Source organism: Aquificaceae bacterium (assembly GCA_037722135.1).
Lineage (GTDB): Bacteria > Aquificota > Aquificia > Aquificales > Aquificaceae > Pampinifervens > Pampinifervens sericum.
Genome location: JBBKAW010000034.1, coordinates 41,915 through 54,555 on the forward strand (window position 1 = coordinate 41,915; position 12,641 = coordinate 54,555).

The 12,641-nt window shown below is 44.1% G+C and carries 11 protein-coding genes; 4 read left to right on the forward strand and 7 right to left on the reverse strand.

What is annotated here, in order from left to right; all coding sequences use genetic code 11:
• The first annotated feature begins 52 nt into the window (after positions 1–52).
• Together groES and groL are read left to right on the forward strand one after the other, a co-directional pair.
• Positions 53–346, forward strand: coding sequence for a co-chaperone GroES (gene groES, locus WKI49_02475; protein ID MEJ7621368.1), 294 nt, complete (start codon positions 53–55; stop codon positions 344–346).
• A 24-nt stretch (positions 347–370) separates the two neighbouring features.
• Positions 371–2,008, forward strand: a complete 1,638-nt coding sequence (groL, locus tag WKI49_02480; protein MEJ7621369.1) for a chaperonin GroEL — start codon at positions 371–373, stop codon at positions 2,006–2,008.
• 27 nt (positions 2,009–2,035) lie between these two features.
• On the opposite strand, the gene WKI49_02485 is transcribed toward groL, so the two are convergent.
• Entirely contained in the window at positions 2,036–4,093 is a 2,058-nt protein-coding gene (locus WKI49_02485; protein ID MEJ7621370.1) for a SulP family inorganic anion transporter, read from the reverse strand.
• A gap of 67 nt (positions 4,094–4,160) precedes the next feature.
• On the opposite strand from WKI49_02485, the gene WKI49_02490 reads away from it, so the two are divergent.
• Positions 4,161–4,895, forward strand: a complete 735-nt coding sequence (locus WKI49_02490; protein MEJ7621371.1) for a carbon-nitrogen hydrolase family protein — start codon at positions 4,161–4,163, stop codon at positions 4,893–4,895.
• 11 nt (positions 4,896–4,906) lie between these two features.
• Positions 4,907–6,484 (forward strand): CTP synthase, encoded by a 1,578-nt coding sequence (locus WKI49_02495; GenBank protein MEJ7621372.1) that lies wholly within the window; start codon positions 4,907–4,909, stop codon positions 6,482–6,484.
• On the opposite strand, the gene WKI49_02500 is transcribed toward WKI49_02495, so the two are convergent.
• The 6 genes from WKI49_02500 to glyA all read right to left on the reverse strand — a co-directional run.
• Entirely contained in the window at positions 6,456–7,598 is a 1,143-nt protein-coding gene (locus WKI49_02500; GenBank protein ID MEJ7621373.1) for a metallophosphoesterase, read from the reverse strand. The two genes, WKI49_02495 and WKI49_02500, sit on opposite strands and share 29 nt — an antisense overlap.
• Positions 7,595–8,266, reverse strand: coding sequence for a response regulator (locus WKI49_02505; GenBank protein ID MEJ7621374.1), 672 nt, complete (start codon positions 8,264–8,266; stop codon positions 7,595–7,597). Before WKI49_02505 ends, WKI49_02500 begins: the two co-directional genes overlap by 4 nt.
• Positions 8,263–10,098, reverse strand: coding sequence for a sodium-extruding oxaloacetate decarboxylase subunit alpha (gene oadA, locus WKI49_02510; protein ID MEJ7621375.1), 1,836 nt, complete (start codon positions 10,096–10,098; stop codon positions 8,263–8,265). Before oadA ends, WKI49_02505 begins: the two co-directional genes overlap by 4 nt.
• Before the next feature lie 7 nt (positions 10,099–10,105).
• A complete protein-coding gene (gene thiL / locus WKI49_02515) occupies positions 10,106–11,032 on the reverse strand; it encodes a thiamine-phosphate kinase (protein MEJ7621376.1) in 927 nt (308 codons plus the stop codon).
• Entirely contained in the window at positions 11,029–11,271 is a 243-nt protein-coding gene (locus WKI49_02520) for an NIL domain-containing protein (GenBank protein ID MEJ7621377.1), read from the reverse strand. The genes thiL and WKI49_02520 overlap by 4 nt, the downstream gene beginning before the upstream one ends.
• 93 nt (positions 11,272–11,364) lie before the next feature.
• The coding region (gene glyA, locus WKI49_02525; protein MEJ7621378.1) for a serine hydroxymethyltransferase at positions 11,365–12,641 on the reverse strand (1,277 nt) is incomplete at its 5' end.

Genomic DNA, 12,641 nt, shown 5'->3' on the forward strand with positions numbered 1-12,641 from the left:
GGGAATGTTAATATAATATCTACACGTAAAAATCCCTAAAAGGAGGTGGAACATGGCAAAGCTCAGACCCCTTTATGACAAGATAGTGGTTAAGAGGTTTGAGGAGCAAGAACAAAGAACTGCCTCTGGAATAATCATACCAGACACTGCCAAAGAAAAGCCACAAATAGGAGAAGTTGTTGCGGTAGGAGAAGGAAAGCTTTTGCAAAACGGTCAACAAGTTCCACCTAAGGTAAAGCCCGGAGACAAGGTGGTCTTTAATAAGTATGCGGGCACCGAGGTGGAGCTTGATGGAGAAAAGTTTCTTATTATGTCCGAAGATGAAGTGCTTGCAATAGTTGAATAAAAAACCCTTAAAGGAGGTGGTAGCATGGCGGCAAAGAAGGTTATCTATGGAGAAGATGCAAGAGCAAGGCTCAAAGCAGGTGTTGACAAGCTTGCCAACGCAGTTAAGGTCACCCTTGGACCAAGGGGTAGAGAGGTCATCATTGAAAAGAAGTGGGGTACACCTGTAGTCACTAAAGATGGTGTAACGGTAGCAAAGGAAATTGAACTCAAAGACCCCTATGAAAACATGGGTGCACAACTTGTCAAAGAGGTTGCCTCCAAGACCGCAGACGTGGCCGGTGATGGAACTACAACCGCAACAGTGCTGGCACAGGCTATATTCACTGAGGGTCTAAAGGCTATCGCCTCTGGTGCAAACCCCATGGACCTCAAGAGGGGTATAGACAAGGCGGTAGAGAAGGTCATAGAAGAAATTAAGGCACTATCTATACCTGTGAGTGGAAGGAAGGAGATAGAGCAAGTTGCCACCATATCCGCCAACAACGACCCCGAGATAGGAAAGATAATCGCAGATGCTATGGAAGCGGTTGGCAAAGATGGTGTGATAACCGTTGAAGAGTCCAAGTCCGCACAGACCACCCTTGAAACCGTCCAAGGTATGCAGTTTGACAGAGGATACCTATCTCCATACTTTGTGACCAATCCAGACAAGATGGAGGCGGTTCTTGAAGAGCCATACATTCTCATATACGAAAAGAAGATTTCCAACGTAAAGGACATTCTGCCCATACTTGAGCAGGTAGTCAGAGCAGGAAAACCCATCCTCATAATAGCAGAAGATGTAGAAGCGGAAGCCCTTGCAACCCTTGTGGTCAACCACATAAAGGGAGTTATCAGAGCATGTGCGGTAAAGGCACCCGGTTTTGGTCAAAGGAGAAAGGACTACCTCCAAGACATAGCCATACTCACCGGTGGCACTGCTATAACTGAGGAGCTTGGTATAAAGCTTGAAAGCGTCACCCTTGACATGCTCGGAAGGGCAGACAAGGTAATAGTGGACAAGGATAACACCACCATAGTAGGTGGAAAGGGTTCAAAAGAAGCTATAAACGCAAGGATAGAGCAAATAAAGAAGCAGATAGTGGAGACCACCTCTGACTACGACAGGGAAAAGCTCCAAGAAAGACTTGCCAAGTTGGCAGGTGGTGTGGCTATCATAAGAGTTGGTGCGGCTACAGAAGCTGAGCTCAAAGAAAAGAAGGCAAGAGTAGAAGACGCAGTGCACGCCACAAAGGCTGCAGTGGAAGAAGGTATAGTCCCAGGTGGTGGTGTGGCATTGGTTAGAGCTTCCGAAGCACTTGAAAACCTTAAGATGGATAATCCAGACCAGCAAGTGGGTGTGGACATAGTAAAGAAGGCATGTAGGACACCTCTTAGGCAGATAGCTTCCAATGCAGGATTTGAGGGTTATGTGGTCCTTGAAAAGGTGCTACAGCTTGGCAAGGAAAAAGGCAAGAACTGGGGCTTTGACGCAGCGGTGGGAGAATACAAGGATATGGTAGAAGCAGGTATAATAGACCCCACCAAGGTGGTAAGGACTGCTATACAAAACGCCGCTTCCGTGGCAGGAACTATGCTTACCGCAGAAGCCCTTGTGGCAGAAATTCCAGAGGATAAGAAGGAAAAGACACCAACCCCTGATATGCCAGAGCTTGACTAAGGAACTGCCCCCGCAAGGGGGCTTTTTTTATTTTAGAATGCCTAAGAGCTTTTCCACTATCTCTTTTGTATCCTTTCCAAGATAAACAAAGCCATTCTTCATCTCACAACCCTTCTTGCTACACAAGCCACCAAAGGAAATAACCTCACCGTTATACTTCATAAACTTTGTAGAAGGCACGTATATACCCTTTCCATCTGTGTAGAAATCTTCCGCTTTGAGTTCTATCTCCTTTCCATCAGACCTAAGGATAAGATTCCTGTATGCTCTTCCCGCATAAACTTCTATATCTTCGTAATTAGAGAAGGCTTCGTATATATCCCTTATGGGATTTTTAGCAGGCTCAAACTTTACATACTCCTTAACCGTATAGCATTCGTTAAAGACCGCATGGGGACATACCTTTGCACAGTATTCATGGTCTATACTTTTGAAAAGCTCACCGACCGCGTATCCCTTGGAGGGCATGAGATTTCGCTTGCCAAGCTTTTCAAGGAAGCCTGAACGCCTCATAACTTCTTCCACAGGACCCTTTACGTTAACAAACACAAGGTTTATTCCTCTCTTTCTGATATCCTCAAGGAAGTCGCTTAGGGCATCAAGGGCTGTTCCATCCATGTAGTTTACAGACTCACAGTCTATAACCAAGTGTTTGAGTGCGGGCTTTTGCTCTATCATCTCCTTTATTTCTTCAAGAATATTCTCTGTATTGGCATAGTAGAAGGATGCCTCTGGTCTTACCATCTCAATCTGTGGACAGGTGGGTAGGTTGTTAGTTTCTGCGTTCACAAAGGTTTTGCTAACTGGGTCTCTGGACATTCTGACAATTCTTGGGTATAGGCTTCTCCAGAGGAAAAGGGAAAGAGACAAAAACACTCCTATAAAGATGGCATAGTCTGGCTTCATGATAAAGGATAAAGCAAAGGTGGAGATGGCGGATATGCCGTCATATTTGTTTGTTTTCCAAAGATGCACAAAGTATTTTGGCTTTATGAGGTTTACCACTGCAGTTATGACCACCGCAGAGAGCACCGCTCTTGGAAGGTAGTATAAAAGAGGTGCAACAAAGAATATGGTGGCTATCACAAAGCTGGCACTTATGATGTTTGCCATGCCTGTTTTTGCACCTGCTTGGAAGTTTACCGCAGAGCGAGAAAAGGAACCGCTCACGGGAAAGCTCTTAAAGAAAGAACCTACAAGGTTTGCAAGTCCTTGACCTATGAGCTCTTGGTTTACGTCTATCTTCTGCTTTGTTTGGCTTGCTATAAACTTGGCTATGGCGTAGGCTTCCATAAAACCCACAAGGGCTATGATAAAAGCCTTGCCTATTATCTTGTCCAAAAGGTCAAGGTCTATAGAGGGCAAGGAGGGTAGAGGAAGACCCTGAGGTATATCACCCACCACCCTTATGCCGTAGCTTTCAAAGGCAAAAAAGTATGATAGGGCGGTAAATAAAGCCACAGTAAGCAGTGCGGAGGGAAAGTTTTTGTTTATCTTCCTTAACCCCACTATCAAAGCTATGGAGCCTAAACCCACCATGAGGGTGTAAGGGTTTGTTTGTGGAATTGCCTTTACTATCTCGTATATGTTTTGGAATATAAGCTCCTTTTGTTCCACCTTTATGCCTAAAATTGCAGGTATCTGTGTGCTAATTATTATTATTGCCGCTGCGTTGGTAAAGCCTATTATCACCGAATGTGATACAAAGTTCACCAAAAATCCAAGCCTGAAGACACCTATCAGTAGCTGTATTATACCCACCAGAAAAGCTAAAAGAATGGCAAGCTCTATGAATTTCTCTTCACCGGGTTTTGCGTAGCTTGTGAGAGAGACAAAGGTCAAAAAGGCTACTATAGCAACAGGACCTGTGGCAAGCTGGGCGGAGCTTCCAAAAAGTGCAGCAACTATTACAGGTATGGATGCAGCGTATAGTCCATAAACGGGTGGAAGACCAGCTATGAGGGCATAAGCCATAGACTGTGGCACAAGCACAACCGCCACTGTAAGACCAGCCACTAAGTCAGAGGTAAAGGTTTTCCTGTCATAACCCTTTAGCCATCTGAGAAAGGGAAAGAACCTTTCCATGATTAATAAATACTAACATAGCAAATCGGAATTTTATGCTTTAATAGCACTTATAATCTTATAAGCGATGCTTAACTTTGCGGTCCTGCAGTTTAGACCTTTTTTTGGAAGGGTGGAAGAGAACCTCAAAAAAGTCTTGGAAATGCTCCGCTATGTAAAGGATGGGTCTTTTGTGCTTTTGCCCGAAATGTGGCAGTGTGGCTTTGACTATCAAAACTTAGAAAGGCATGCGGACGCAACCCATGAAGTCCTGCAAGAGCTCATAAGGGTCTCAAAAGAGAGAAGGCTAACAGTGGTAGGAACTTATCCCTTAAAGGTCAACGAAGGCATACATAACTCTGCCATAGTGGTAGACAAGGGAAATATAGCGGGAGTAAGGCACAAGATAAAGCTTTTTCCACTTTATGAAGAGCAAAAGCACTTTTTACCTGGTAATGAAAATCCACTTTTTGAGGTTTCTGGTGTAAAGCTGGGTATTCTCGTATGCTTTGAGCTTAGGTTTCCAGAGCTTTCATGGAGCTTGAGGGAGGCTAAGTTGCTCCTTGTGCCAGCCATGTGGGGGAGCAAAAGGAAAGAGCATTTAAAAGTCCTTTCAAGGGCGAGGGCTATAGAGAATCAATGTTTCCTTATGCTTTCTAATGCATGGGGTGAGGTGGGAGGTGAAGAATATGGTGGGTCTTCCGCCATATATAACCCATGGGGTGAGGTGCTTGCCTTTTCAGAAAGGGGAGACAGCCTTCTTCAGGTAGAGGTGGACCTTGAGGAAACACAAAGGGTGAGAAATCTTATCCCTCTATTGTAAAATATCCATACATGGCATATTACATCTTTGTCACGGGTGGCGTCCTTTCGTCCTTAGGCAAAGGAGTAGCTTCCGCTTCCATAGCCTCTCTTCTTGAGGAGCAAGGTCTTAGGGTAAACATCCAAAAACTTGACCCATATCTAAATGTAGACCCGGGAACTATGAGCCCATACCAACATGGAGAGGTCTACGTAACAGAAGACGGTGCGGAGACAGACTTAGACCTGGGACATTACGAGAGGTTCACAGAGATAAAAATGAGCAGGAAAAACAACATAACCGCAGGGAAGGTTTACTACAACGTAATACAAAGGGAAAGAGAAGGAGGATACCTCGGTGCAACCGTTCAAGTTATACCTCACATAACCGACGAGATAAAAAGGCTAATAAGGGATGTGGAAGATGGGTATGATGTGGTTATAGTGGAGGTGGGTGGGACCGTGGGAGATATAGAGGGTCTTCCTTTTCTTGAGGCGGTCCGTCAACTATCCGTAGAGTTAGGTAGAGACAAGGTTCTTTTCATACACATCACATATGTCCCTTATGTAAAAAGTGCAGGTGAGTTAAAGACCAAACCCACACAGCACTCGGTTAAAGAATTAAGAGCCATAGGTATTCAGCCAGACATAATCCTGTGTAGGTCGGAGGTGGAAATTCCGGAAAGCATAAAAGAGAAGATAGCCCTCTTTACCAACGTGAAAAAGTCTGCGGTCATATCCGCACAAGACGTAGAGTATATATACCAAGTGCCTTTGATACTCAAAAGTCAGGGTATAGACAGGCTCATTCTTGAACACTTTGGTTTTACCTATAAGGAAACAAGGAGCAAATGGGAGGACATAGTCCAAGTTTTAAAATCCGCAGAGAGGAAGGTAAGGATTGCTATCGTAGGAAAGTATGTCTCTTTAAAGGACTCCTACAAAAGCATAATTGAAGCTCTTACGCACGGTGGAATAGCCAATAGGTCAAAGGTGGATATAATCTGGGTAAACTCGGAGGACTATCAAGAGGATATTTTAGAGCAAGCGGATGGCATACTTATTCCAGGAGGCTTTGGAGGGAGAGGAATAGAAGGCAAGGTTAGGGCTTTGAGATATGGAAGAGAGAGGAAAAAACCTACCTTTGGTATATGCCTTGGCATGCAACTTATGTGTGTGGAGTTTGCAAGGAATGTGCTTGGTCTAAGAGATGCCAACTCCACAGAGTTTGACCCCTTTACGCCTCATCCTGTAATAGACATAATGGAAGAGCAGAAAAATATAAGGCATCTTGGTGGGACTATGAGGCTTGGGTCATACCCCTGCAAGTTAGTGGAAGGGACAAGGGCAAGGGAAATATATGGGCAAGAAGTGGTCTACGAGCGACACAGACATAGATATGAGTTCAATAACCGCTATAGAGAGCTTTTTGAGTCCGCAGGCATGGTTTTCTCTGGGCTTTCGCCTGACGGGAAACTTGTGGAGATAATTGAGCTAAGAGACCATCCTTGGTATATAGGCTGTCAGTTCCATCCAGAGTTTAAAAGCAAGCCACACAGACCACATCCACTCTTTGTGTCCTTTATCTCCGCCTGTTTACAATCTCAATAACTGCCACATCTGGTGGAGAAAAGAGCCTCATGGGTGGTCCACCTGTGCCCACACCTTTGCTTATGTAAATGTAAGAGTCTCCCAGCCTATGAAAGCCTCTATCACTTATAAAGAGCCTTGTGAGGATGAGTTTCCCCACAGGGTAATACACACCACCATGCGTGTGTCCCGAGAGCATAAGGTCAAAGAGCCTCTCCGCACCCTCTTGTAGGCGCGGTTTGTGTTTGAGATATAGGACAAAACTGTTAGGATTTGCCTTTTCTAATAGTTCCCTGTCGGAAAGAGTGCCTTGGCACTTTTTGAAAAACCTACAGTCATCGTCGTCAATTCCAACCACAGTTAAGTTTACTTCCCTTATCTGTGCCAAGTCTCCCCTTAAGAGCCTAAAGCCAGCCCTTTGGGTAAAGTCTATAGCCTGTTCCAGACCTCTATAGTATTCGTGGTTTCCCAAAACCGCATACTTTCCCAAGGGTGGCTTCATCTCAGACAAAGCGTCAGCCAAGTGGAGTTTGTCCCTCATATTCCCATCCACTAAATCTCCCGTAGAAACCACAAGGTCTGGCTTTTCCCTTTCATACACCTCAAGCACAAGTCTTATTTTGTCCATCCCCATTACAGGACCAAGATGCATATCCGATATGTGGAGCACCTTTAGCCTTTGGATGTTTTCTGGAAGTTTATCGGTGTATACAGTATACCTTTCCACCTTGAGGTTAAGCGTCTCATAATGGCTATACACAGACAGCACAGTGGAGATGAGTAGAATGGAAAGGGCTATTGCCTTTGGGGAGGGTAGGGGCAGAGGGTTTATGTCAAAAAACCTGCGAGAAACATAAACCACACCCCTATAGAGGTCAAAAAGCAAACCCACTACAACTAAATACAATAAAAAACCAGCCCACATTAGACCGCTTAAAGCAGTAACATAAGCAACCTGAGGACCCATATTAGCATCCGCATAACGCCATATAAAGGGTGAGAAAAATCCAGAAGAAAGCAACAAGGCAATGACCCATCTCCCTCTTTTTCCAAGTGCAGGTTTAAAAACCCTTGAGTAAGCATAAAGATGCATAAGGGCAAAAAGGGTTAGAAAGACCAATATAAACCATCTCATATTTCCAACTTATACCCAAAGCCCCTCACTGTCTGAATAGCTTTCCCCTCTTCACCAAGTTTTTCCCTTAGCTTCTTTATGTGCACATCCACCGTTCTATCGTATACATCTCTCTTTAGCACCCTTTCTATAAGGTATTCCCTGCTCACGGGCTTGCCATAATTTTCAAGCAAGGCGGACAATATTAGAAACTCTGTGGGTGTAAGTTCAATAACTTCTTCGCCCCTTTTAACCTCCTTTTTTTCCAAGTCTATATGGATACTTCCGAGCCTGAATTGGGTTTGCCTTCTCTCCTTCCCAACCCTTCGTAAGACCGCCTTTACCCTTGCAAGAAGTTCCTTTAAGGAAAAGGGCTTGGTTATGTAGTCGTCCGCACCGAGAGAGAAACCCTTTAGCTTATCCTGTTCCATGTCCCGTGCGGTTACGAATATTATGGGTATATCCTTAAGACTTTCTTTTCCTCTCACATACTGGGCTATCCTAAAACCATCGTAGTCTGGAAGCATCACATCAAGGAGCAAAAGGTCTGGCGGGTTTTCTTCAAGGTATTTTATGGCATCCGCACCCCTAAGACAAACAAGGGCTTCATAGCCTTCTTTCCTTAGATTGTAAGCTATCAACTCCGCAAGGTCATTCTCATCTTCTACCACAAGTATCTTCAAACTCATATCTTTATGGGTTTTATCTTTACCGCCACCTCATCTGGATTTATCACATCACCCACAGATATAAGCACTTCCTCCACAACACCTTCCACAGGACTGTGAACCTCATTTTCCATCTTCATGGCTTCTACCACAAAGAGCACATCACCCTCTTTCACAGTCTGTCCTACACTTACCTTTACATTTACGACTTTTCCAGAAATAGGTGAAGTCACATCCCCAACACCCACAGGTCTTGGTCTTTTAGGCTTTACCTCCATAGCAGAGGTTATTTCACCGTAGGGTGATGGTATATTTTTTAGTTCTTTGAGAGGTTTGAGTATAACCTCCTCTAACTTTCCATCAAGCCTGATAAAGAAAGGTCTTCCTTCCGCAGTAGGCTCTCCCCTTCCTGCTATTTGAACATGATACTGTTCTCCATGAACGGTCACTATAAACTCCACAGGTATGTTTTCTCTCTTTTCTTCAATAGGCTCTTCTGGAGGGAGTTTCTCTCCTTTTTCTCTGAATTCAAAAAACTCTTTGGCAACCAATGGAAAGAGGGCGTAGGACAGTATATCTTCTTCGCTCTTTGCACCAGCCTTTATGGCTTCTTCTCTGACCTTTGGTAGCTCTGGTTCAAGCAAGTCCGCAGGTCTTATATGATATATGGGCTCTTCCTCTCCGAGGATTTTCTTTATGAGCTCCTCACTGATGGGTGCAGGTGGTCTGCCATATAGCCCCTTTACGTAGTCCTTTGTTTCCTTTGTAACCACTTTGTATCTCTCTCCATGTAGCACATTAAGAAAAGCCTGAGAGCCTACTATTTGGCTTGTAGGCGTAACAAGAGGTGGATATCCAAGGTCTTGACGGACCCTGACAACCTCCTCAAGCACCTCTGGTAGTTTTTCCTCCATACCCTGCTCTCTTAATTGGCTTATAAAGTTGGATATCATACCCCCAGGAACTTGATGCAAAAGAACTCCCACGTCTGGATAAGGTGGCAGAACATCGTATTTCTTATACTTTGTCCTTATACTTGCAAAGAGGTCTCCAGCCTTTTGATAAAGCTTTTCGTCCACTTTAACCTCATAGCCAAACTCCCTTAGCACATAGATCATGGTCTCGCCGGGTGGGTGAGAGGTTTGACAAGAAAGGCTATAAAAGACCGTATCTATCATGTCCGCACCCGCTTCTATACCCTTGAGCTGTGCCATCTCTGCAAGGTCCGCAGTGGTTTGAGTATGGAGATGAACTGGATAGTTTGGAAACTCAGACTTGAGAGCCTTTACCAATTCATAGGCTACCTTTGGAGACAGCAGTCCTGCCTGGTCTTTTATAGAAATAATATCTATTCCCATATTCACCAGTTCTTTTGCAACATTAACGTAATACTCCACCGTATGCACTGGGCTTATGGTATAAGAGAGCACTCCCTTAACTATTGCCCCCACCTTCTTGGCGGTTTCTATGGATTTTCTCATATTTCTTGTATCGTTAAGAGCGTCAAAGATCCTAAAGACTTCTATACCGTTATCGTATGCTCTTTTTACAAATTCCTCCACCACATCGTCCGCATAGTGCCTATAGCCAACTACATTTTGTCCTCTTAGGAGCATTTCAAGTTTTGTATTTGGAGCATGTTTTTTGAAAAGCCTTAGCCTTTCCCAAGGGTCTTCCTTTAGATACCTAAGACAAACATCAAAGGTTGCCCCACCCCATACCTCAAGAGACCAGAAACCACACTTGTCAAGTATGCTTACTATTTCAAGCATATCCTCCGTTCTTACTCTTGTCGCAAGCAAAGACTGGATACCATCCCTGAGAGAAACATCTGTTATAAAAATCTCTCGCATAGGAAAATTATACCACCCTAAAGTGGTCAAAACCCGTAGGTTTTAGAGGTTTACCGTCAAGAAAAACACCCTCACCCTCTTCCACAAAACCTATCTGCACCATACTTAGAAAGGGATTCAACCTTTCAGGAGGATGAGTAAACAAAAGCTCATAGTCCTCTCCACCAGAGAGTGCATACTCAAGCGGGTCTTTGCCATGTCTTTTGCAAAAGCTCACAAGTTCTTGAGATATGGGTATCTTGTCAGAAAAAAGGCTAATCTTTACTTGGCTTGCCTTTGAGAGTTTTTCCACATCCGAAGAGAGCCCATCGCTTATATCCATGCTGGCATTGGCATATTTGGATATATGCCTTATAAAGTCTATCCTTGCGGTAGGTCTTAGATGTTTCTCTATGAGCCTTAGTTCAAAATCTTCGTAGTGCTTTTTCTCCATTTGAAGAAGTTCAAGCCCAGCCCTTGAGTCACCCAAAGTTCCAGAAACAAAAACTCCATCCCCCACCTTTGCACCACCTCTTCCTACAAACCTATCCGCCTTGCCAATCATGAAAATATCCAAACCGAGCTTATCACCCTTGCTTATGTTTCCACCCACTACCTGACAGGAATAAAACTCACAAGCCTTCTTTATGCCCAGGTATATATCCTCCACGTATCTTACCTCTAAGTCTGGCAAGATTAGAGAAACAAGACAGTAAAGTGGCTCTCCACCATTTGCCACCACATCGCTCACATTCACCGATATAGCCTTCCAACCTATGGCAGAGGGTGGATAGTGAATTCTGAAATGTCTATCCTGAAGAAGTAGGTCGCAGGTTAAAAGCAAGGTATGCTCTTGAAGTTTTATAGGTGCGGTGTCATCTCCTATAATGTGGCTATTTAGTAATCCCTTGAGCCTTTCTATGAGACCAAATTCGCCTATTTCGGATATCTTCATTCTGTAAATATCTGCCCTTCTATGGGTTGAACTAAAACGCCCTTGTCTTCTATGAACTTCATAACCCTTTCTATTTCTTCCGCTTCTCCTTCAATTTCAACGGTGAGTATGCCCGTATCTCTTGTGACTTTTGCGGTTCTTATGTTAACAACCACATCAAAACTCTTGCATACCATACATAGAATGGGGTCTTTCACTCTCTCTTCTGGATATATGAGCTGAAGTCTAATAAGGTTCATGGGTAGTATTATATCAGAATCTTGAGTATTTGGTCAGTAAATTCAGACTTTTTTCTAAGAAAGACTTCAAAGGCAACTCCCTTACCTTCTTTGTTAAATATGGATTGTTTTGCTATAAGAAAGCTCATCTACTACCTCTTTAAGTTCAGGATAGAGTGGAAACTGTTGGCAAAGTTCTATCACCTCTTTGCTGACTTTCTCTATAGTATCACTATCCTCTATGTTGTTTATAACCTGTGCTATGAGCCTTGCTATGTATCTCATCTCATCTTCCTTCATACCTCTTGTAGTCATGGCAGGCGTTCCTATCCTTATACCGCTTGTCTTTGTGGGTGGAAGTGGGTCAAAGGGAACTGCGTTTTTGTTTACCGTTATGTTTGCTCTGCCAAGAGCTTCTTCCGCCTGTTTACCAGTTATTCCCTTGTTTCTAAGGTCAAGAAGCACAATGTGGCTGTCTGTTCCGTTGGATACCACCTTAAAACCAAGCCTCATAAACTCTTCCGCCATGGCTTGGGCGTTTTTAACCACCTGTCTTGCGTATCTTTTGAACTCTTCCGTCATGGCTTCTTTGAAGGCTACTGCCTTGGCTGCGATTACATGCATAAGTGGACCACCTTGTATTCCCGGAAATACGCTTTTATCTATATCCTTTGCAAACTCCGCCTTGCAGAGGATAAAGCCTCCCCTTGGACCTCTCAGGGTCTTGTGGGTTGTGGAAGTTACAAAGTGAGCATAAGGCACAGGATTAGGATATACACCACCTGCTATCAAACCCGAGTAGTGTGCCATATCTACCATAAGGTAAGCACCCACCTCCTCCGCTATTTGGGCAAACTTTTCCCAATCTATAACTCTTGGATATGCGGAGGCACCAGCTACTATGAGCTTAGGCTTGTGCTCTTTTGCCAACCTATAGACTTGGTCGTAGTCTATAAGCTCTGTCTCGGGGTTTAGCCCATAGTAGACCACGTTATATATCTTTCCAGAGAAGTTTACCTTAGCACCGTGAGAGAGGTGTCCTCCGTGGGCAAGGTCCATACCCAGTATGGTATCTCCTGGCTTTAGGACCGCCATATATACCGCCATGTTTGCCTGAGAGCCAGAATGAGGCTGAACGTTGGCGTGCTCCGCTCCATAGAGTTCTTTTACTCTCTTTATGGCAAGGTCTTCTACAATATCCACAAACTCACAACCACCGTAATACCTCTTGTGTGGCAATCCCTCCGCATACTTGTTGGTAAGCACAGAGCCTTGTGCTTCCATAACCGCAAGGGATGTGAAGTTTTCTGAAGCTATAAGCTCAAGGTGATAAAACTGCCTTTCGTATTCCTTTACTATGGCTTCGTATATCTCTGGGTCCGTATGCCTTA

Coding starts and splice junctions, on each gene's coding strand:
- groES (MEJ7621368.1), top strand. CDS start 53: ATGGCAAAGCTCAGACCCCTTTATGACAAGATAGTGGTTAAGAGGTTT.
- groL (MEJ7621369.1), top strand. CDS start 371: ATGGCGGCAAAGAAGGTTATCTATGGAGAAGATGCAAGAGCAAGGCTC.
- WKI49_02485 (MEJ7621370.1), bottom strand. CDS start 4,093: ATGGAAAGGTTCTTTCCCTTTCTCAGATGGCTAAAGGGTTATGACAGG.
- WKI49_02490 (MEJ7621371.1), top strand. CDS start 4,161: ATGCTTAACTTTGCGGTCCTGCAGTTTAGACCTTTTTTTGGAAGGGTG.
- WKI49_02495 (MEJ7621372.1), top strand. CDS start 4,907: ATGGCATATTACATCTTTGTCACGGGTGGCGTCCTTTCGTCCTTAGGC.
- WKI49_02500 (MEJ7621373.1), bottom strand. CDS start 7,598: ATGAGATGGTTTATATTGGTCTTTCTAACCCTTTTTGCCCTTATGCAT.
- WKI49_02505 (MEJ7621374.1), bottom strand. CDS start 8,266: ATGAGTTTGAAGATACTTGTGGTAGAAGATGAGAATGACCTTGCGGAG.
- oadA (MEJ7621375.1), bottom strand. CDS start 10,098: ATGCGAGAGATTTTTATAACAGATGTTTCTCTCAGGGATGGTATCCAG.
- thiL (MEJ7621376.1), bottom strand. CDS start 11,032: ATGAAGATATCCGAAATAGGCGAATTTGGTCTCATAGAAAGGCTCAAG.
- WKI49_02520 (MEJ7621377.1), bottom strand. CDS start 11,271: ATGAACCTTATTAGACTTCAGCTCATATATCCAGAAGAGAGAGTGAAA.